The 21,481-nt window shown below is 34.7% G+C and carries 21 protein-coding genes; 10 read left to right on the forward strand and 11 right to left on the reverse strand.

The genetic code is table 11. The features are described 5' to 3' along the window. Positions 1–31 precede the first annotated feature (31 nt). The 4 genes from NO995_RS05415 to metG all read right to left on the reverse strand — a co-directional run bounded on the left by NO995_RS05415 (position 32) and on the right by metG (position 6,166). Positions 32–2,158, reverse strand: a complete 2,127-nt coding sequence (locus NO995_RS05415) for a Tex family protein (RefSeq protein WP_258226596.1) — start codon at positions 2,156–2,158, stop codon at positions 32–34. 80 nt (positions 2,159–2,238) lie between these two features. Continuing rightward, a complete protein-coding gene (locus NO995_RS05420) occupies positions 2,239–2,943 on the reverse strand; it encodes an OmpA family protein (RefSeq protein ID WP_258226597.1) in 705 nt (234 codons plus the stop codon). A gap of 31 nt (positions 2,944–2,974) precedes the next feature. Then, positions 2,975–3,445, reverse strand: coding sequence for a lipocalin family protein (locus tag NO995_RS05425; RefSeq protein WP_240572336.1), 471 nt, complete (start codon positions 3,443–3,445; stop codon positions 2,975–2,977). Positions 3,446–4,063: 618 nt separating this feature from the next. Beyond that, a complete protein-coding gene (metG, locus tag NO995_RS05430; protein ID WP_258226598.1) occupies positions 4,064–6,166 on the reverse strand; it encodes a methionine--tRNA ligase in 2,103 nt (700 codons plus the stop codon). Between the two features lie 121 nt (positions 6,167–6,287). On the opposite strand from metG, the gene NO995_RS05435 reads away from it, so the two are divergent. Then, the gene (locus NO995_RS05435; RefSeq protein WP_258226599.1) at positions 6,288–7,307 is read left to right on the forward strand and encodes an LD-carboxypeptidase; all 1,020 of its coding nucleotides are present in this window, start codon (positions 6,288–6,290) and stop codon (positions 7,305–7,307) included. Positions 7,308–7,357: 50 nt separating this feature from the next. Next, positions 7,358–7,594 carry a hypothetical protein gene (locus NO995_RS05440; RefSeq protein ID WP_240572340.1) on the forward strand — a complete coding sequence of 79 codons (237 nt, stop codon included), beginning with the start codon at positions 7,358–7,360 and terminating at the stop codon, positions 7,592–7,594. 80 nt (positions 7,595–7,674) lie between these two features. On the opposite strand, the gene NO995_RS05445 is transcribed toward NO995_RS05440, so the two are convergent. Beyond that, the gene (locus NO995_RS05445; RefSeq protein ID WP_258226600.1) at positions 7,675–8,421 is read right to left on the reverse strand and encodes a TerB family tellurite resistance protein; all 747 of its coding nucleotides are present in this window, start codon (positions 8,419–8,421) and stop codon (positions 7,675–7,677) included. 204 nt (positions 8,422–8,625) lie between these two features. Here NO995_RS05445 and NO995_RS05450 point away from each other — a divergent pair, with 204 nt between their 5' ends. The 5 genes from NO995_RS05450 (at position 8,626) to NO995_RS05470 (ending at position 12,020) form a co-directional block, all read left to right on the forward strand. After that, the gene (locus NO995_RS05450; RefSeq protein ID WP_188214396.1) at positions 8,626–9,036 is read left to right on the forward strand and encodes a BrxA/BrxB family bacilliredoxin; all 411 of its coding nucleotides are present in this window, start codon (positions 8,626–8,628) and stop codon (positions 9,034–9,036) included. A gap of 104 nt (positions 9,037–9,140) precedes the next feature. Then, positions 9,141–9,524, forward strand: coding sequence for a hypothetical protein (locus NO995_RS05455; RefSeq protein WP_258226601.1), 384 nt, complete (start codon positions 9,141–9,143; stop codon positions 9,522–9,524). A gap of 26 nt (positions 9,525–9,550) precedes the next feature. Continuing rightward, entirely contained in the window at positions 9,551–10,288 is a 738-nt protein-coding gene (locus tag NO995_RS05460; RefSeq protein ID WP_258226602.1) for a 1-acyl-sn-glycerol-3-phosphate acyltransferase, read from the forward strand. A gap of 12 nt (positions 10,289–10,300) precedes the next feature. Further along, positions 10,301–11,302 (forward strand): acyl-ACP desaturase, encoded by a 1,002-nt coding sequence (locus tag NO995_RS05465; protein WP_258226603.1) that lies wholly within the window; start codon positions 10,301–10,303, stop codon positions 11,300–11,302. Positions 11,303–11,366: 64 nt separating this feature from the next. After that, positions 11,367–12,020 carry an HD domain-containing protein gene (locus NO995_RS05470; RefSeq protein ID WP_258226604.1) on the forward strand — a complete coding sequence of 218 codons (654 nt, stop codon included), beginning with the start codon at positions 11,367–11,369 and terminating at the stop codon, positions 12,018–12,020. Between the two features lie 4 nt (positions 12,021–12,024). Here NO995_RS05470 and NO995_RS05475 read toward each other — a convergent pair whose 3' ends face one another. After that, entirely contained in the window at positions 12,025–12,897 is an 873-nt protein-coding gene (locus NO995_RS05475; protein ID WP_240572346.1) for an AraC family transcriptional regulator, read from the reverse strand. Between the two features lie 621 nt (positions 12,898–13,518). Between NO995_RS05475 and NO995_RS05480 the strand changes: the two genes are divergently transcribed. The 3 genes from NO995_RS05480 (at position 13,519) to NO995_RS05490 (ending at position 16,079) form a co-directional block, all read left to right on the forward strand. Next, entirely contained in the window at positions 13,519–14,112 is a 594-nt protein-coding gene (locus NO995_RS05480) for a hypothetical protein (RefSeq protein WP_258226605.1), read from the forward strand. A gap of 456 nt (positions 14,113–14,568) precedes the next feature. Continuing rightward, a complete protein-coding gene (locus tag NO995_RS05485) occupies positions 14,569–15,165 on the forward strand; it encodes a hypothetical protein (protein ID WP_240572348.1) in 597 nt (198 codons plus the stop codon). A gap of 296 nt (positions 15,166–15,461) precedes the next feature. Then, on the forward strand, positions 15,462–16,079 hold the full coding sequence (locus NO995_RS05490) for a hypothetical protein (RefSeq protein ID WP_258226606.1): 618 nt from the start codon (positions 15,462–15,464) through the stop codon (positions 16,077–16,079). An 89-nt stretch (positions 16,080–16,168) separates the two neighbouring features. Here NO995_RS05490 and NO995_RS05495 read toward each other — a convergent pair whose 3' ends face one another. The 5 genes from NO995_RS05495 to hemH all read right to left on the reverse strand — a co-directional run bounded on the left by NO995_RS05495 (position 16,169) and on the right by hemH (position 21,454). Next, a complete protein-coding gene (locus NO995_RS05495) occupies positions 16,169–16,951 on the reverse strand; it encodes an enoyl-CoA hydratase/isomerase family protein (protein ID WP_258226607.1) in 783 nt (260 codons plus the stop codon). Positions 16,952–16,970: 19 nt separating this feature from the next. Next, the gene (locus NO995_RS05500) at positions 16,971–18,440 is read right to left on the reverse strand and encodes an ATP-binding protein (protein ID WP_258226608.1); all 1,470 of its coding nucleotides are present in this window, start codon (positions 18,438–18,440) and stop codon (positions 16,971–16,973) included. A 66-nt stretch (positions 18,441–18,506) separates the two neighbouring features. Then, the gene (locus tag NO995_RS05505) at positions 18,507–19,055 is read right to left on the reverse strand and encodes a CopD family protein (RefSeq protein WP_258226609.1); all 549 of its coding nucleotides are present in this window, start codon (positions 19,053–19,055) and stop codon (positions 18,507–18,509) included. 15 nt (positions 19,056–19,070) lie between these two features. Continuing rightward, a complete protein-coding gene (locus NO995_RS05510; protein ID WP_258226610.1) occupies positions 19,071–20,423 on the reverse strand; it encodes an MATE family efflux transporter in 1,353 nt (450 codons plus the stop codon). Continuing rightward, entirely contained in the window at positions 20,423–21,454 is a 1,032-nt protein-coding gene (gene hemH / locus NO995_RS05515; protein ID WP_258226611.1) for a ferrochelatase, read from the reverse strand. The genes NO995_RS05510 and hemH overlap by 1 nt, the downstream gene beginning before the upstream one ends. Between the last annotated feature and the right edge of the window lie 27 nt (positions 21,455–21,481).

The raw sequence follows: 21,481 nt of genomic DNA on the forward strand, positions 1-21,481 counted from the left end.
AAATCAGCAAATAAATGTTAAATTTCTTCTGCTATTTATGAAGCTTTAATTGAATACGCTTTCGCGGAATATCTACCTCTAAAACTTTAACAATAACCTGCTGATGCAAACTCACATGTGCATTGACATCGCTCACAAAACTATCTGACAAATTTGAAACGTGAATCAGGCCGCTTTCTTTAATCCCAATATCAACAAAAGCTCCAAAATTGGTAATATTATTCACGATTCCCGGAAGTAATTGTCCCTCCTGCAAGTCGTTAATGGTTTTTATATTCTGATTAAACGTAAACACCTTTGCCTGTTCACGAATATCTAATCCCGGCTTTTTAAGTTCCTTTACAATATCTTCAAGTGTTGGCAACCCTGTGGTTTTGGTGCAATATTTTTTTAAATCGATAGCATTTAAAACAGATTCATTACCAATCAATGCCTTGACATCTTTATCTAAATCTTTCGCCATTTGTTCAACAATAGCGTAACTCTCAGGGTGTACAGCCGAATCATCTAGTGGATTTTTAGCCGATTTAATACGCAAAAAGGCTGCCCCCTGCTGAAACGCTTTATCACCTAATCTGGGTACTTTTTTAATAGCACCGCGCGATGTAAACATCCCGTTTTCATTTCGGTAATTAAAAATATTTTCGGCCAGTTTAGGGCCTATTCCAGAAACATAACTAAGCAAACTAACACTCGCGGTATTTATATTAACACCAACGGCATTTACACAGCTCTCGACAACCTTATCTAATTCCTTTTTCAATTTAGTCTGATCGACATCATGCTGATATTGACCAACACCAATGGATTTTGCTTCAATCTTAACCAGTTCTGCTAAGGGATCCTGCAAACGTCGACCAATAGACACCGAACCACGAACGGTAACATCGTAATCCGGAAATTCGTCACGGGCAATTTTTGAAGCCGAATAAATACTCGCACCGGCTTCACTTACCACAAAGACTTGAATATCATTCTTAAAATGAATCTTGCGAACCAACGCTTCCGTTTCACGCGAGGCTGTGCCGTTACCTATAGCAATAGCTTCAATTTTGTAAGCTTCACAAAGAGAACTCAGCTTTTTAATAGCGCCTGTGCTATCACTTTTAGGCGGATGCGGATAAATCGTTTCGTTATACAATAAACTCCCCTGCGCATCTAAACATACCACTTTGCAACCTGTTCTAAATCCGGGATCGATAGCTAATATGCGTTTTTCACCCAACGGTGAACCTAACAAAAGTTGCTTCAAATTTTTTGCAAATACCGAAATGGCTGAAGCATCGGCTTTTTCCTTGGCAATTTGTAAAGCTTCATTGGATAACGCAGGCAATAACAAACGTTTGTAAGCATCGGCGATAGCTATTTCTATTTGGGCTGCACAGGCATTATTAGAACGAATAATACGATCTTCAATTTTTGATAATGCTCGTTCGTCATCAATAGAAATTTTCAGTTTGATAAACCCTTCGGATTCTGCGCGCAAAATAGCCAATAAACGATGTGAAGGTATACGACTTAAATTTTCTTCCCAATCGAAATAATCTCTGAATTTCTGCGCATTTTCATCGTCTTCTTTTGACTTCACCACTTTTGTTGAAATCAAAGCAAAACGCTCCATTTGATAACGGATATTATTTCTAATATCGGTACGCTCGTTAATCCATTCGGCAATAATGTGACGTGCCCCCTCTAAAGCTTCATCAACCGAGTTAACCTCTCCTTTCACATATTTAAAAGCAATCGATTCAACATCGTTCGCATTCTGACTAATAATGATTTTCGCCAGCGGCTCTAATCCGTTTTGCCGTGCTTTTTCAGCTTTGGTCTTTCGACTTTTCTTAAACGGTAAGTATAAATCCTCAAGCGTTGTTAAATCCTGAGTCGATTCAATTTTATTTTGAAGTTCAGGGGTTAAACTTCCCTGTTCTTCAATAGCTTTTAAAATCGCCGTTTTACGTTTTTCTAAAGCTTCAAATTGTTCTTTATATTTTACAATATCTCCAATTTGAACCTCATCTAAATTCCCTGTACGTTCCTTTCTGTAGCGGGATATAAAAGGAATGGTACAATCTTCATTAAGTAAGTCTACCGTGTTTTTTACTGAAGATTCTGGTAATTGGGTTTGTGAGGTGATATATTGAATTAGTGACGTCATTACTTTGGGTTTATTGCAAAAAAAATCTCGTTTTCAAAGAAACATTGAAAACGAGATTTAAGCAAGTATAAAAAGGCTTTTTATTCGCCTGCTTCCGCTTTTGCGTCTTGTATCATTTTATCATTTGGTACAATCGCTACATTTACACGACGGTTTTTAGCACGACCTTCAGAAGTTGAATTATCTGCAATAGGCTGCTCTTCACCAAACCAGTTTGTTGTTAATCGACCAGAAGAAATTCCGTTAGCTTTTAAATATGAAGTAACCGCATTGGCACGATTTTTAGAAAGAGTCATGTTATAATCGTCTGCACCAGCACTATCTGTATGCCCAACTACCAAAATATTTGTATCTGGATACTCTTTAAACACACCTATAAGCTTGTTTAATGTTTCTTGAGAAGCCGCATTAATATTGTATTTAGCAGTATCGAAATACACACCACTGGTTTCATCAAAGGTCACAACAATACCTTCGTCTACACGTTCTACTTGAGCTCCTGGAATTTCCTCTTCAATTTGTTGTGCCTGTTTATCCATTTTGTTACCAATAAGTACACCGGCACCACCACCAACAACACCACCAATAACAGCACCAAGTTCACCATTACCACCTTTACCAACATTGTTACCAATAATAGCACCAAGAATAGCTCCTCCGGTTGCACCAAGAACACCGCCTTTTTGTGCATTATTAGCATTTTGGATAGACTTACAGCTAACTGCCGATACAACTAACGCTATTGTTAGACTTAAAACTCCTATTTTGTTTATTAACTTTCTCATATTAATAGTTCTTTTTTAAGATTTTTAATAATTATAGTTTACTGAAATTCATCGAAATGGTAAACGGCTGATTATCGACAATTACCGTTTGTTGCCATTGCATTTGTGTATCTGACAACGATGTTAAACTCAATCTAAAACCCTTATTAGTTTCCGATTTACCTTTTTCATCAGTTGGCTTTAATAAAAAGTCGTAAAGACCGGTTGCCTTATCGACTTCATCAATGGTGAAAATGAAATGACGATCTCCAGTTTCACAAGCATACTTTTCAATAGTATAAATCCCTGTGTTATTATTCGGGACAAACTGCCAGGTACTACCCTCAAAGCATGATTTTTCAGCGTCATTTAACAAAGTCACATCATATTTTCCGGCTTTACTATAAGTTATAGTACTTAAATTCCAGTTTCCTTTGATTACTTTTTGAGATACTCTTACGGTTTTCGATCCACCACAGGCCATCATTGTTACGGCCACAAACAATAAAATTAAACGTTTCATAGATTTTTTTAAATTAATTAATAGCACACACTAATATACGAAAGGTTAATGGTTATAGATTACATTCTGACAAAAATAACTTCTGAAAACCCCATATAAAACTGCATGTTTGCCTTTTTAGACACAAAAAAATTGACTTTGTAACATCTATAAAACAAAAAAACAGATAACCCGAAATGAATCATCTGTTTTTCAAATATGTATGAATAAAAAAATTGTTCCTAATATTTAGGCTACCTTCTTAAGCAAATCGAAACAAGGGCATTTTTTACAACGCTTATTCTCTCCTTTTTTAAATTTTTTACAGCAGCTAGTCTTCACTTTTTCAGGAAGGACAATGCCTGCTGCTTCTAACTTCTTAAGCTTTTTTATGGCTTTTTCTTTCTTCTTTTTACCCAAGAGTCTATTAATAAATGAATTACCTCAGGCAAATATATTTATTTTTATTAAATCTAAATAAGTTAAAATGTTAAAAATTACATTTTTAATTTCACCCTTATTATAACTGTAATAATTCACAACCAAAACTGAAATCTAATTCAGAATTTTCATATCTAAAAACAAAAAAAGAGCCATTTACATAGTATATGGCTCTTTTTTTTTATTTATTTGGAAGTTCTAACTAATCTGTAATCCGTTAGCAACATTAGAATCGTCTGGGTTAACAAAAACCAGTTTCCCTTCAGCATTCTCAGTCATTAAAATCATCCCTTCACTTTCCACACCACGTAACGCTCTTGGTGCCAAGTTGACTAAAACCGTTACTTTTTTTCCAACCACTTCTTCTGGAGTAAAGCTTTCGGCAATACCAGAAACTATAGTTCTTGTATCGATTCCTGTATCAACCTTCAACACTAATAATTTCTTCGCTTTAGGCATTTTTTCGGCTTCAATAATCATTCCTACACGGATATCAAGCTTCGTAAAATCATCAAACGTAATGGTATCTTTTTGCGGCTCTACCGCTTTATTGGCGGCTTCATTAGCCTTTTTACTTGCTTCCAATTTATCTAATTGAAATTGAATGGTTTCATCTTCAATCTTAGCAAATAACAACTCCGATTGACCTATTTGATGACCTACAGGAAGCAACACGTCCTTAACAGAAACTTCATCCCAGCTATTTGCATTTTCATTTAATGCTAAAATACCTTTTAATTTATCTGATGTAAATGGTAAAAATGGTTCACTCAAGGTTGCTAAAGCCGAAGCAATCTGTAAGGCTACATACATAATAGTTTGTGTACGTGCTTCATCTTCTTTAACCACTTTCCAAGGCTCCTCATCTGCTAAATACTTATTTCCTAAACGTGCCAGATTCATTAACTCCTGTTGTGCTTCTCTAAAACGGTAACGCTCTACAGAACTTGCAATCACGTTTGGATAGGCTTTAACTGCCGATAAAGTTTCTTCATCTACTTGAGATAATGCACTTGGTGCTGGAACAACGCCGTTATAGTATTTGTTTGTTAAAACAACAACACGGTTAATGAAGTTACCAAAAATGGCAACCAACTCGTTATTGTTTCGTGCCTGGAAATCTTTCCATGTAAAATCGTTGTCTTTAGTTTCCGGGGCATTTGCTGTTAGTGCATAACGTAAAACATCCTGCTGACCTGGGAATTCTTTTAAATAGTCTGGCAACCAAACTGCCCAGTTTTTAGACGTTGATAACTTATTCCCTTCTAAATTTAAGAACTCGTTAGCTGGCACATTGTCTGGTAAAATATAGCTACCCTCTGCTTGTAACATGGCAGGGAAAATAATACAGTGGAATACAATATTATCTTTACCAATAAAGTGTACCAACTTGGTATCTTCATCTTTCCAGTAAGGCTCCCAGTCTTTCCCTTCACGTTCTGCCCATTCTTTTGTTGATGAAATATATCCGATAGGCGCATCGAACCATACGTAAAGTACTTTTCCTTCGCCACCTTCAACTGGAACCGGAATTCCCCAGTCTAAATCGCGGGTTACGGCACGTGGACGTAAACCATCGTCAATCCAGGATTTTACTTGTCCGTAAACATTCGGTTTCCAGTCTTTTTTATGTCCTTCTAAAATCCACTCTTTTAAGAAAGCTTCGTGCTTATCTAATGGTAAAAACCAGTGTTTGGTTTGCTTTAATGTTGGCACATTTCCTGTTAAAGCCGACTTCGGATGAATTAAATCGGTCGCATTTAAACTGGTTCCGCACTTTTCACATTGGTCACCGTAAGCCTCTTCATTACCACATTTCGGGCAAGTACCTGTAACAAAACGATCGGCTAAAAACTGATTCGCTTTTTCGTCATATAATTGTTCAGTAGTTTCTTCAATAAACTCCCCTTTATCGTAAAGTGTTTTAAAGAATTCTGAAGCTGTTTCATGGTGAATTGGCGCCGATGTACGCGAATAATTATCAAACGAAATACCAAATTCCTCAAAAGACTGCTTAATAATAGCGTGGTACTTATCTACAATATCCTGAGGTGTTACGCCTTCATTTTTAGCTTTTATGGTAATCGGCACACCGTGCTCGTCACTTCCACCAATAAAAACCACATCGTTTCCTGTTAATCGTAAATAGCGCGCATAAATATCGGCTGGTACATAAACCCCTGCTAAATGCCCAATATGAATAGGCCCGTTAGTATACGGTAACGCCGAGGTAATTGTATATCTTTTTGACATTGTTATTTCTTTTTTTGAAGCCACAAAAGTACATATTTTACTCGACATTTAAGACTTAAAAATACTCTGCCGTAAGCACTAAAAACAATATACTACTCTGTTCAAAGCTCCCAAGGTTCATTGAAGGTTTCTTTGTTATGAATTTGGAAAAAAAATGTACATTTACCTTATGTCAAAAATCTCATTACTTAGCCTAACATTTATAGCCATTTTTTTCTTCGGAAAATTGAACGCTACTGCTCAAAACATTTCAACAACTAATTCTAAAAAATTGATACAGCCTCCATACTTAAAAGCTGGCGATACTGTAGCTATTGTAGCGCCTTCAGGTATTTTAATAAATCGAACCGATGAAATAGAAAAAGCAAAAACACTTCTTGCCAATTGGGGATTACACACCGTGATAGGAAAACATGTGTTTAACCAGAATAATCATTTTGCAGGAACCGATGAGGAACGATGTGAAGATTTTCAATGGGCTATGGATGACAAAACCATTAGTGCTATCTGGTGTGCCCGAGGGGGTTACGGAGCTGTGAGAATTCTGGATAAATTAGATTTTACGAAATTTAAAAACAACCCTAAGTGGCTCATTGGCTATTCAGATATCACAGCATTACATAACTTAATGCAGGTTAAGGGTTATGAGAGCATACACGCCATGATGTGCACCAGTCTGCAAGATGACAACGAAACCATCGCTGAAACCATTGAAACTTTTAGAAAATCTATTTTTGGAGAACCTTTATCATATATTTTAGAAGGTTCAAATTACAATCAGGAAGGGTCGGTAACAGCACCTGTTGTTGGTGGCAATTTAAGTCTATTGGCAAGTCTTTTAGGTTCAGACACTAGTATTGACACTTCAGGAAAAATTCTGTTTATCGAAGAAATTGGAGAATATAAATATCACATCGATCGCATGTTGCAAAGTTTAAAACGTGCCGGTTATTTCGACCATTGTGCCGGGGTACTTATTGGCGATATGACCAAAGTAAAACGCAACACCACACCATGGGGGTATTCAGTAGAACAACTTATTTTAGATGTGCTTAAAGATTATGATTTCCCAATCGCATTCAATATGCCTGCTGGTCATGAAAGAGACAATCGTGCTCTTTATTTTGGTAAAAACGTTGAATTCATCGTTAAAAAACAACAATCAACCATAAAATTCACCAATCCATAAATCATGTAATACCTTAGTAGAAAGCAATTTATAACCCTAAAATGTTTTCTATGAAAAAAATTTTACTTTTTACAGGAATGCTTTTACTTACTGCTAATGTAAAAGCTGTTGAATTAAATTTGAACCTTAACAATCCTGATGTACGCCAATGCTTAATTGATTCAGCAAGTAAAGATGGATGGGAATTGAAAGCCAAATATCTAGATGACAACGACAAAGTTGTTTTAGTGTTTAAAAAGGAAGGACAGGTTGTTGAGTATACCGGTAATCAAAAACTGGAATACTAAATATGCAGCGAAAATTTATTCTTAAAAAAAGAACCATTTAAAAACCAATTATACCCTTAGGCATAATTGGTTTTTTAGTTTTAAATAAACCCGCGCTCTTTTTGCAACTGTTCATAAGCCTGTTGCACTTGACGGAACTTCTCCTCAGCACCTTTTTGATGTTCTTCACCCAAGTGAATAACACGGTCTGGGTGATATTTCTTAGCCATTTTACGGTAGGCTTTTTTAATATCGTCGTTAGTTGCAGACTTATCAATCTCCAGAATTTTATAAGCATTATCAGCCGATTCATAAAACATGGCTTTGATACTCTCAAAATCGTAATGGCTAATTCCGAGGTATCCTGCCATGGTTTGAATTACAGACACTTCACTTTCAGTCACCACCCCATCGGCTTTAGCCACACCAAACAAGAAATGAATCAATTGTAAACGCGATGGATGCTGCATCATTTGTCTGATTTGCATGCATACCTGTCTTGTAGAAATATTCTTTTGCTTACTAATCTCTTTAAACAATCGAAAAGATTGATTCGCTCGCTCCTTTCCATACATATTGGCAAAATGCGCACGCACATAATCCAGCTCACGCTGATCTTGTTTTCCATCAGCTTTAATAACTATCGATGCTAATATTAAGAGGCTAACCTCGAAATCTCCCGGCTGCGTTACCGGCCTTTGTCTGTTTCGTTGTTGTGTATCGTAATTGGTTTCTGAACCATTTCCCATCGAGTCAACTATGCCTCCCAATGCCAATCCAATAATTGCCCCTATGGGTCCTCCAAACGACCATCCTAAGGCCGCTCCTATCCATTTTGAAAAATTCATGTAAGTATAAATATGGTTTAACGTCAAACCTACCAAGCATTTCTGTTTTTTATCAGAAAATCGCTAAAGCAGGTAACACTCACTGTTTTATTGATTGTAAAAAAATGAGTGTAAATATAATATTTGTTAGTAGATTGAAAGTGCTAATTGTTACACAATTGGTATCTTTGCAATCTCAATTTGTTAATTTTTAAAAATTAAAATATGTATCCAGCAGAATTAGTAAAACCAATGCGTGAAGATTTAACAAAAGTTGGTTTTGAAGAATTACATACTCCTGAGGCTGTAGATGCTGCCTTAGCAAAAGAAGGAACTACACTTGTAGTAGTAAATTCTGTTTGTGGTTGTGCGGCTGCAAATGCGCGTCCAGGTGCTAGATTAAGTTTGCAAAACGCTAAAAAACCAGATCATATCGTTACTGTTTTCGCAGGTGTTGATAAAGAAGCGGTTGCTCAGGCAAGACAACACATGGTACCATTCCCTCCAAGCTCTCCTAGTATGGCTTTATTTAAAGATGGTGAATTAGTACACATGTTAGAGCGTCACCACATTGAAGGTCGTCCGGCAGAATTAATTGCAGAAAACCTTGTTGATGCTTACAACGAGTACTGCTAAATAAAACAAAATATTAGTTTAAAAAGCCGCGAATTATCGTGGCTTTTTTGTTTACATACGCAACCTTTCTTCATATATAGCATCTATAACCAAAATAACATGCTATGAAACGTCTTTTTATATTCCTATTACCATTGGTTCTCATGTCTACAAAATGTGATGATGAAGGCGTTTCATCTCAAGAAGACGACCAAAAGGCGTTAACCGAACTACAAATCAAAATAGAAAATTTAGCTGCAAGTTCAGAATGTAACGAAACCACAACTTGCAAGTATATTGCTTTTGGAAGCAAACCTTGTGGTGGTCCATGGAGTTATCTTGTATATTCAACTTCAATTGATATTGAAGCTTTGGAGGCACTGGTAAAAGAATACAATGAAAAGCAAGCCGACTACAATAAAAAGTGGGGTATTTTTTCAGATTGTATGTTTGTTTCGCCTCCTAAAGAAGTTACCTGCGAAAATAACACCTGTATCGCTATTTATTAAGCACAGTTTTTACTTATTTTTGCGGCATGTTAAAACTATTATCATACCCGCTAACGGCTATTTATTACTTGTGTTTTTTCTTAACACTGGTCATTTTTCACCCGATTCAATGGATTTGCTTTAACCTTTTTGGTTACCAGGCTCATAAATTAAGTGTTGATGCTTTACAGTACTGTTTAATGCTTTGTGGCTACATTTTAGGTACACGTTTTTCATGTATTAACGAATACGACATTCCTAAGGATACACCTATTATTTTCGTAGCTAACCACCAGAGTTTACACGATATCTATCCGCTTACTTGGTTTATGCGTAAACATCATCCTAAATTCATTAGTAAAATAGAATTAGGAAAAGGGATTCCCAGCGTGTCTTATAACTTACGTCATGGAGGAGCAGCCTTAATCGATCGTAAAAATCCGAGACAGTCTTTACCTGCACTTATGAAATTTGGTGAATATATTGAAACCAACAAACGTGCTGCGGTGATTTTCCCGGAAGGTACCCGAAGTAAAACAGGTAAACCTAAACCATTCCAAACAAAAGGTTTAGAAATGTTATTTAAAAAAATACCTTCGGCTTACGTGGTTCCTGTAAGTATTAATAATTCATGGAAAATGTTAAAATATGGTAAATATCCTATGGGATTAGGCAATCATGTTACATTTACCATTCATAAGCCTTTAAAAGTTAGTACCTTTGCAAATAAAGAAGAGCTTATAAATAGTATAGAAACTACTATTACCAACAGTATTCACTCATAAAACCCTAGAGAAATGTCGTTAAAGAATGTGAGATTAGAAGTGATGCAGTTTTTGGAAAAAGACGTTGATGCTTTAATGGAAAAATATTTAATTCCTATTGAAAGTATCTGGCAACCTACCGATTTTTTACCAAATTCAGAAACTACTGATGATACCTTTTTTGAAGAGGTACGCGAAATAAGAGAATTAGCAAAAGAATTACCATACGATTTCTGGGTGGTTTTAGTAGGTGATATGATTACCGAAGAAGCCCTGCCAACATACGAGTCCTGGCTTATGGACGTTGAAGGCGTTAACCAGGTTGAAAACGGCGGAAACGGCTGGTCTAAATGGGTAAAACAATGGACAGCTGAAGAAAACCGCCATGGCGACGTACTTAACAAATACTTATACCTTTCTGGTCGTGTTAACATGAAGGAAATTGAAAAAACCACACAATACCTTATTGCTGATGGTTTTGATATTGGTACCGACCGTGACCCTTACAAAAACTTTGTTTACACTAGTTTCCAGGAATTAGCAACTTACATTTCGCATAACCGTGTGGCAAAAATTGCGAAAAAGAACGGAAACAAACGTTTAGCTAAAATGTGTCAGATTATTTCTGGAGATGAAATGCGTCACCACCATGCGTATTCAGATTTTGTTGATCGTATTTTTAAAGTAGACCCTAGCCAGATGATGATGGCGTTTCACTATATGATGAAACAAAAAATCACGATGCCAGCACACTTCTTACGTGAATCTGGAGATAAAATAAGTACGGCTTTCGAAGAATTCTCTAATACAGCACAACGTATTGGTGTTTACACCTCTAGAGATTATGTAGATATTCTTCAAAAACTGATTGATCGTTGGGAAATTGATAAAATCACCAACCTAACCGATGAAGCCGAAAAAGCAAGAGACTATTTAATGAAGCTTCCGGATAGAATGTACCGATTGGCAGACCGAATGAAAATTCCTGAAAATTCATATCAGTTTAAATGGGTAGAACCAGCAACTGTAAAATAATCATCTAGATAAATTTATTTAAATTCCTTTCTTAACCGAAAGGAATTTTTATTTTTATTGCACCATGAACAATGACAATATCATCAATAAAACCAAAGTCTTTGTAAAAGACACTTTGGAACATGCCGAAGGCGGACACGATTGGTTTCATACCTTACGTGTTTACAATAACGCTGTACTTATAGCGAAACAGGAACCTGTAAATCTTTTTGTGGTTCAGCTTGGCGCCTTATTACATGATATTGCCGACAGTAAATTTCATGATGGTGATGAAACCATTGGGCCAAAAGTGGCTCGAGAATTCCTGTTTACGCACAACGTAGACTCTACCGTTATTGAGCATGTCGTTAACATTATTGAAAATATTTCGTTTAAAGGTGGTAATGAAACTCAAAAATTTAAATCACCAGAACTTGATGTTGTTCAAGATGCCGACCGCTTAGATGCTATTGGAGCTATTGGCATAGCGCGATGCTTTAATTATGGCGGATTCAAAAATCGTGCGCTTTACAATCCGGAAATAAAGCCTAATTTGAATATGACTAAGGAAGAATACAAAGCGTCAAACGCTCCGACCATCAATCATTTCTACGAAAAATTATTACTACTTAAAGATAGAATGCATACCAAAACGGCACAAAAAGTGGCTACTGAACGTCATATATATATGACTCAGTTCTTAGATCAGTTTTACAACGAATGGAACGGCCTAAAATAACAGGCTATCCAATCATCATTTTAATTTCCTTACGATAATTCGAAGCGCTTTTCCCCACAATTTCATTAAACTGCTTATTGAAATGTGAGAAGTTGTTAAATCCGCACTCAAAACAAATATCGGCGATACTCATCTGGCTTTCATTAAGCAATTTGGTAGCGTGCACCACACGGTATTCGTTTACCAATTGCGTAAATGTTTTGCCCGTAGCTTTTTTAAAGTATCTACAAAAGGCAGGTACAGTCATACTAACTTCTTCAGCAATTTCATCTAAACTAATATGTCTCTGGAAGTTTTTGTTTACATATTTATAGATAACATCTACCTTAGAACTATCCTGAGCTTCAGTTTCAAATGAAAAACCATCAGCATTTAAAATGGTGTAATCATCGGTTGTTGCCAGATAATCTAAAATTTCTAAAAACTTAAAAACACGTTTAAGTCCCTGGTATTTCATTAACTTTTCGATTTTCGGACCAATTTTTTGTTTGGTTTCTACTCGAAAACGAATACCTTTTTTAGCGCGCTCGAATAATGAAACGATATTGGCCATTTCAGGAACTTCAAGAAAATCGTTACCTAAAAAGTTAGACTTAAACTGTATAGTTGTTTCTGTTCCATTAGCTGTTAACCTATCGGTAAACCCATTATGTGGTAAGTTTGATCCGATTAATATTAACTGACTATTATTAAAATATGATAAATGGTTTCCTATATGTGTCTTCCCTTGCCCCTTATTTATATAAATGAGCTCTAATTCTGGATGGAAATGCCAGTAGGCAAAGCTCTTATCTACGGTATCGACATGTTGCTTAACTAATATCGAACTACCAAAACTTGGAGTAAGCTTTCTGAATGTTGGCTTTTTATTAATCATAACAAATTGGGTTTAAAGCAAATTTACAACATATTACAGTGCAAACATATTTTTTATTATCTCAATTATATGTTATTTTACCTTAGCATTGATTTAACATTTAGTTAACAGTTAAAATAGCATATAAATACGGTAAATTAGTTGTTTTCTTGACACTTAACCTGTGCTATATTTGTATTGTTGATTTATGATAACAACGGGTTCTTAAAATCCTTCGTATTTAAAGAGATAAATTTTAAGAAAAATAAAATTTTGACATCTAGAATTTCTTAAATAAGAAATTTCGATATAAATATAACTCGATACAAGAGTTTACAATATTCATTAATAATTAGTTTAATGTCTTATTTAGTTTAGTTGGTAAAGTGAGCTGTGGTGGCTCACTTTTTTTTTGCACTATTTTATCTTCATTTCGTTACTAATTTAAAATTCCCTGTTAATTATACATACCTTAAATCACATTATATGCTTAATTAACTCAAATTTAAACTAAATTTTCATATTAAAAGCAAAAAAGCATACTTATTGATAAAATAGCATATATATTCGTCAAAACAGTTGTTTTCTAGCCTCTTACTCTACCCTATCTTTGTACCGTTGAACAATTAAAAACAACACATTATGAAAAACGCAGTAAAATTTTTAAAGAATAGCTTTTTAGCTTTAGCCTTATCTACTTCATTATTAAGTAGCGCTAACGAAGTATCTGTGTCTATTAACAATGACGAAATTACAAATACCGCATTTACTATTAATAATGTAGAAGCCGGAGATTTGTTATCTATAAAAGATATAAATGGTGCTACATTATATAATGAGGCTATTAAAGTATCAGGAATTTATAAAAAAGGATTTGACTTCTCGTCATTACCAAATGGAGATTATTTTTTCGAAGTTGAAAAATCATTAGAAATTAAAACAATTCCTTTTACAGTAACTTTTGATAAAGTTGCTTTTAACAAAGAAACGACAATTTACAAACCGTTCTTAAAACATGAAAACGGAATGCTGTTTGTCTCTAAGTTAGCTCCAAAACATGAAATGTTAAAAATTAACATTTATACTTTGAACAATAATGAATACGAATTAATTCACTCTGAAAAAATAAAAGGAATACAATCTATAGAACGTGTTTACAGATTAGAAAAAGGATCTAACTACAAGTTAGTATTTATTTCTAACGATAAAGAATATACAAAATTCATTAATAATTAGTTTAATGTCTTATTTAGTTTAGTTGGTAAAGTGAGCTGTGGTGGCTCACTTTTTTTTTGTCTATTTTTTAGATCTTCCTTCCTCATCCTATACAGTATATATAAATTTAATTATCATTAAAATTGATAATATAAATCTCGCAATTAATAGAAATTCAAAGTAGATACAACTTTGGAAATTCTCTATAATATCAGGCAACATCTAGCTAAATATTTATATCCTATTTTATCCAGAGTATTTAATAAAAATCAAATCACTTAATATTATTTGAACCAAAAAAGCCATTAAAAACACCATTATATAAACATTTAACCACATTATATACTATTTTAACTTTACATTAATTTAACATAGCATTAATTGATAAAATAGCACATAAACTCATCAAAAACGATGTTTTCTTAACCTTATAACTGCCATATCTTTGTCTCGTTGAACGTTGAAAAACAAATCATTATGAAAAAGACAATTAACGTATTAAAGAAAGGTATTTTATTATTAGCAGTTTCTACATCTTTATTAAGTAACGCTAGCGATATTATAGTTTCAACAAATGCTGCAGAAATTTCTAAAACAGCTATTACATTAAACCATGTTAAAGCTGGAGACATATTATCTCTTAAAGATAACTACGGTGTTGTTCTTTATACAGAACAAATTAAAGAAACCGGAACGTATAAAAAAGGATTCGATCTATCTGCTTTACCAAACGGTGAGTACACATTCGAAATCGACAAAAACCTAGAAGTTAAAACAATTCCTTTTACTGTAAACTTTGAAAATGTTTACTTTAACAAAGAAAAGGAAACTACAAGCTACAAACCTTATGTAAGACAAGAAAATGGTATTGTTTACATCACAAAGTTAGCTCCAAAGCAAGAAGCTTTAAACATTCACATCTACGCAAACAACAATAGCGACTACGAATTAATTCACTCTGAAAGAATTAAAGGTGTTCAGTCTATTGAAAAAGCATATAAATTAGGGAAAGGTGACTATAAAATAGTATTTGTCTCTGATAACAAGGAATACACGAAATTCATTAATAATTAGTTTAATGTCTTATTTAGTTTAGTTGGTAAAGTGAGCTGTGGTGGCTCACTTTTTTTTTTGCTCTTTGTTTTACGTTCACTTTAATGCAAGAGAAATGAACTAAGCAAGTTTGATAATAAATTCTTACAAAAATCTAATTATATAGACATTTAACCTCTTTATAAACCAAATTGACTTAACCAAAAATTCACAATTAAATAATGGATAATTTAGTATATAAATAAGTCAATTTCAGTGTTTTACAAACAAAATTACCGACATATCTTTACATTGTGAAACGTTAAAAACACCAAATCATGAAAAACGTATTAAACAACACAAGAAAAAGATTCTTAATGGTAACAATGTTTGCTACCTTGTTAAGTTTCGCGAACGATGCATCGTTATTTACAATTAAAGAAGATGCTAAATTGACTTCTGTAACGTTAAGTGATGTTAAAGCAGGCAACCTATTATCTATTAAAGATAATAACGGAATTGTACTATATAAAGAGCTAATCCAGAAAACCGGAACTTACACTAAAGGATTCGATTTAACATCGCTTCCTAATGGTAGTTACTTTTTTGAATTAGATAAAGATGTAGAAATCACAACAATTCCTTTTACTGTTAACAACGACATTGTTTCTTTTCAAAAAGAATTAGAAAACACAATGTTTAAACCAGTTACAAGAGTTAAAGGTGAAATGGTTTATATTTCCAGACTATCTTTAAACAAAGCACCATTAGAAATTAATGTTTACTTTACAAGCGAAGACAGTGTAACTTCTATTCCAGAATTAATGCATTCTGAAACTGTTACAAACACCGAAAACGTAAGTAGAATATTCAGACTTTCTGGCTTAAACAAAGGTGATTACAAAATTGTTTACAAGACTGAAGGTAAAGTTTTTACCGAAGAAATAACAAAATAAAAACACACAAACATAACACTTAAAACAACTGAAAAGGTGAGCAATATGCTCACCTTTTTTTTATATTGTATGGTATAGTAACTTACCTTTTATTCTCCGGTAAAATTAGCTTTACGCTTTTCTAAAAAGGCAGTAGTTCCTTCAATAAAATCAGCTGTTCCAAAACATTTACCGAATTCTTTAATTTCAACATCATAACCATTAACACCTGATTTAAAATTAGAGTTTACAGCTTGTATTGCGGAGCTAATCGCAACGGGTGAGTTATTGCAGATTTTTGCTGCTATTTTTTTACAAAACGGAAGTAGTTCATCTTGAGTAGTTACATAATTCACCAAACCATAACTTAAGGCTTTATTGGCATCAATCATACCAGCTGTCATAATCATTTCCATAGCACGACCTTTACCAATTAATTGAGGCAAACGCTGTGTACCACCATAACCAGGAATAACACCAAGAGACACTTCAGGGAGCCCCATTTTAGCATTATCACTTGCTAATCTGAAATGACAGGCCATAGCCAACTCAAGCCCGCCACCTAAGGCAAAACCATTAACAGCTGCAATAACCGGCTTGGATAAATTCTCTATAAAGTCAAACAACATCTTATGTCCGTTAGCTGCCAGTTTTGTACCCTCTTCAACAGAAAAATTGGCAAATTCACTAATATCAGCACCTGCTACAAAAGCTTTTTCTCCACTTCCTGTAATTATAATTACATTTATATCACCATCTTCTTCAGCTAACTTCACGGCTCTATGAAGCTCTGCGATAGTTTCTTTATTAAGCGCATTCAGCTTATTTGGGCGATTAATGGTTATGGTTGCTATACTATTGTCTTCTTCAAAAAGAATGTTGTTAAACGTCATGATTTAATTTTATTTAGAATTAAGAATCTATAAACTCCTTTGGAAACATCACTTTAAATGTTGTTCCTACATTATTTTCTGAGGTTACTGTTATCGAACCTCTGTATGTTTCAACAATATTTTTCACCATCGCCAGACCAAGTCCCATTCCGCTTGATTTTGTGGTGAATTTAGGTTCGAAAACCTTATCGATATTTTCTTCTGAAATCCCTGAACCATTATCCCTAATAGTCATAATTACATCTTTATTGGTTGATGAAACTTCAATATCAATCTTAGGATCTCGATCTTCCGGAATGGCCTGAATGCCATTTTTCACCAAATTCGTAATCACACGAATTAGCTGTGTTCTATCAAATTTAGCAATAATTTCTTCTTCATTGGCATGAAAATGAATATAGTCTTCGGTGAAAATATCAAGTGCTAACTTCACTACTTTAACCACATTTAAAGTTTCGTTTTGTTGCGCTGGCATTTTTGCAAAATTCGAAAACGCAGAAGCTATCGCACTCATGGTATCAATTTGCTGAATTAACGTTTTACTATACTCGTCAAGTTTTTCATTGATATTTTCATCTTCAGGATTAAATTTCCTCTGAAAATTCTGCACTGTTAAGCGCATAGGCGTTAGCGGGTTTTTTATTTCATGAGCCACCTGCTTCGCCATTTCTCGCCACGCCTGCTCGCGCTCACTTCGGGCTAACTGAATAGCACTTTCTTCAAGCTCATCAACCATACTATTATACGAATTCACCAGAATTGAAATCTCTTCACTGGTTTCTTCAATATCAATTTTTTCGTTTCGGCGCTCTAAACGTGTCGCATTAATTTTTTCGCTTATAGTCTGTAATGATTTTGTAATGTATTTTGACAGCAAAAATGCTATACCTATAGCCAGTAACAATACAAAAATAAACGCATAAGCAATGCGTTGTAAAAAGGCTAAAATTTCATTAGTTAAAAAGTCGTCTTTTGTTAAATAAGGTAAATTTAAAATCGCAATAGCTTTGGATTGCTGATCGAGAAGATACGTATACGACGACTGGAAAATCTCACCATTTTCCTTATGCACATCCATATACATATGCTCGGCGGTATTAGATATAGCATTTAGAATTTCAGCCTTTAAACAACTATCTGCCTCTTGCCTCTGTATTCCAGCTCGCGATGAAATTAACAATCCACCATCCAGATCGTAAAGGTTAATTTGTAATTTGTGAATATCGGCAATATTGAAAATTTCTTCCTTAAAAATAATGGGAATATTCTCTGTTTTTACCTCCCAGGTATTTTGTCGTCCATTTAAAATACGCTTTAAATGCGTTTGAATATTACGCTCCTTATTCTCTAAATTCTCATTATGATAGGCTTCACTCTGCTCTTTATATTGGTAAATTGCTACAGCCGAAATAAGTACCGAAGCTAAGAACACCAACATAATCATGGCTAAGAAAATACGGGTTCGTAAAGACAACTTTTTTAATTTCATTTATCTAAATAATTGACTAAATATAGCAATAATCACACCAATATTGTCTTAATAAAGAATAAGCATCTAAGCTTCCGGATTTTTATCGCGAATATTCTTATAAACTTTAAATCCTAAGGTGATTAAAACCCCTAAAACAACGATACCAACCACGCCAAACACCCAATTAATAGCGCTTTTTAAAATAACCAAAAATACTACCGCGAATAAAATAAAGGTTGCGCCTTCATTCCATAAACGCATAAAATTAGAGGTTTTGGTTACCAGCCCTTTTTGCAATTGTTTGTAATACTGATGCGTTTTTAAATGATACATAATAAGCAATACAACAAAAGCTAACTTTACATGCATCCATGGTTGTTGTAAATAACCCGGCACTAAAACAAGTAGCCACACTGCAAAAAAAGTTGCTAAAATAGCCGATGGCCAGGTAATAATATTCCACAAACGTTTTGCCATAAGCGCCAGTTGTTTACCTAAAATTTCCTTTTCTGGCGATGGCTTTTCTGAAGCTTCAATTTGATAAACAAACAACCTCGGAATATAAAACAATCCGGCAAACCATGTAATTACAAAAATAAGGTGCAACGATTTTATGTAGTTGTAATATTCCATAACATAAACTAATATTTATTCAGTTTTAGCAATTAAATCTTTTCGAATTTCACGGTTTAAAAAATATCCGGTAACCAAAGTTGACAATACATCTGAAATCGGGAAAGACATCCAAACACCTAATTCTCCATAAAACTTTGGTAATATTAAAATCAACGGGATGAAGAAAAACCCTTGTCTTGACAACGTTAACAATAAAGCGGGGGTCGCCTTACCAATAGCTTGAAAATAAGCTGCTCCGATAAGTTGCAGCGCAATAATTGGTGTAGCAGCAAATACCCAACGCATATCGCTTGGTGTTTGCTTAATAACCTCAACATCGCTGGTAAACATTTTTGTTATGGCTTCCGGAAAAGCCATTAATAAAATAAAAACCAAAGTTGCCAAAACTGCAGCATACTTTATTGCCGTATTTATACTTTCTCGAACCCTATCATAGTTCCTTGCACCGTAATTAAATCCTGCTATTGGTAAAAATCCCTGGGTAACCCCAAAAACAGGGAACAAAGCAAACATAAGCATCCGTCCAACAATGGCATAAGCTGTAACCGAAGTTTCACCACCCAAATCGAAGAGAATATTATTCATAAACAAATAGGTGATACTTACCACCGCCTGTCTGGCCAAAGTAACAAAACCTAAAGATGAAATTTCTTTTACTATAGATAGATTTAGGCCGAAATGAACAAAATTTAGTTTTAATTCGGAATGTTTAGACAGGAAAAACCATAGAATAAACACAAAACAAATCACATAAGAAATCGTGGTAGCCCATGCTGCCCCATACATTCCTAAATCGAAAAGATTGATTAAAATATAATCCAGAATCAAATTACTAACCGACGGAATCATCATGGCATACATGGCAAATTTTGGCTTACCCTCTGCCCGAATTACCGTATTTCCTAACATACAAATAGCCAGAAACGGTACACCATAAAGCACAATTTGATAGTAAATTTTAGCAGGATCGAAAATAGCTCCCTTCCCCCCAAAAGACATAATTATACTGTCAGCATAAGTCAAGCCTAAAACAACCATAGAAACTGTAAACAACAACGCTAAAGTAATCTGGTTTCCAAAGGTTTTAAGTGCCTTTTCATGATTTGATGCGCCCAAGGCTCTGGAAATAATAGATGATCCTCCTACACCAATACTCATACCCAATGCTGCAATAAAAAAGGACACAGGCAATACAATATTGATGGCCGCAATAGCAATAGAACCAATCCAATGGCCCACAAAAATGGTATCCACCAAAATATTAAGCGACATCACTAAAATACCTATCGATGCAGGCACCGCCTGCTTCACCAATAGTTTACTTATAGGTTGTTCGCCCAAATCTTTTGCCGATACTTTTGCCATTAAGCCTTTATGTTAGCAGTCGCCCAGTTATTAATCCATTTTGCAAGCAACTCAACCCATTCTTTATCATCATTTAAACACGGAACGGTTGTATAGTCTTTACCTCCCATTTCATGGAAAATCTCCTGACCTTCCATTGCGATTTCCTCTAATGTTTCTAAACAATCACTTACAAAAGCAGGAGTTACAATGGCCATATTTTTCACACCGCTTTTCCCTAAACGCTCGATAGTTCTGTCGGTATAAGGTAATAACCACGGATCGAATCCTAAGCGCGATTGGAATGACGTTGAATATGAATCTTCTTTAAGCTGAAGCTTTTCAGCAACCAATTGGGTCACTTCCAAACATTGGTGTCTATAACAAAACTCATGAGCCTTACTTGGTGTTTTACAACAGCTCCCATCTATTTTACAATGCGATTGTGTAACGTCGCTTTTTCTAATGTGACGCTCTGGAACCCCATGATATGAGAATAGTAAATGCTCGAAATTTTTACCTTCTAAATGCTTTTTAATACTATCTGAAAGCACTTCTATATAATCAGGTTTATTGTAGAAAGCCGGAACCGATTCAATCTTTAAATTCGGAAAATGTTTCTGACGAAGTTCTTCAGCTAAAACGGTAATGGTTTCTGTTGTTGCCATCGCAAACTGTGGATACAACGGAAATAACAACACCTCTTCCACCCCTTGATCTACCAATTCTTGTAGCCCTTTTTTAATGGTCATACTTCCATAACGCATCGCTAAAGCTACTGGTACATCAACTAAGTTTTGAACCTTCTTCTGTACACGTTCAGAAATAACAATTAAAGGAGATCCCTCTTCCCACCAAATCTTCTTATAAGCTTCGGCAGAAGCCTTAGGACGTGTTTTTAAAATAATTCCTTTAACAAGAGCAGTTCTGGCAACAAGCGGAATATCAATAACGCGCTCGTCCATTAAAAACTCTCCTAAATATTTCTTGACATCTTTTGGTGACGGGCTGTCTGGCGACCCTAAATTAACGAGTAGAATACCTTTTTTCATCTGTTAATGCTAAATTTCTATGTTTTC

This window comes from Aestuariibaculum sp. M13, from assembly GCF_024723255.1.
Lineage (GTDB): Bacteria > Bacteroidota > Bacteroidia > Flavobacteriales > Flavobacteriaceae > Aestuariibaculum > Aestuariibaculum lutulentum.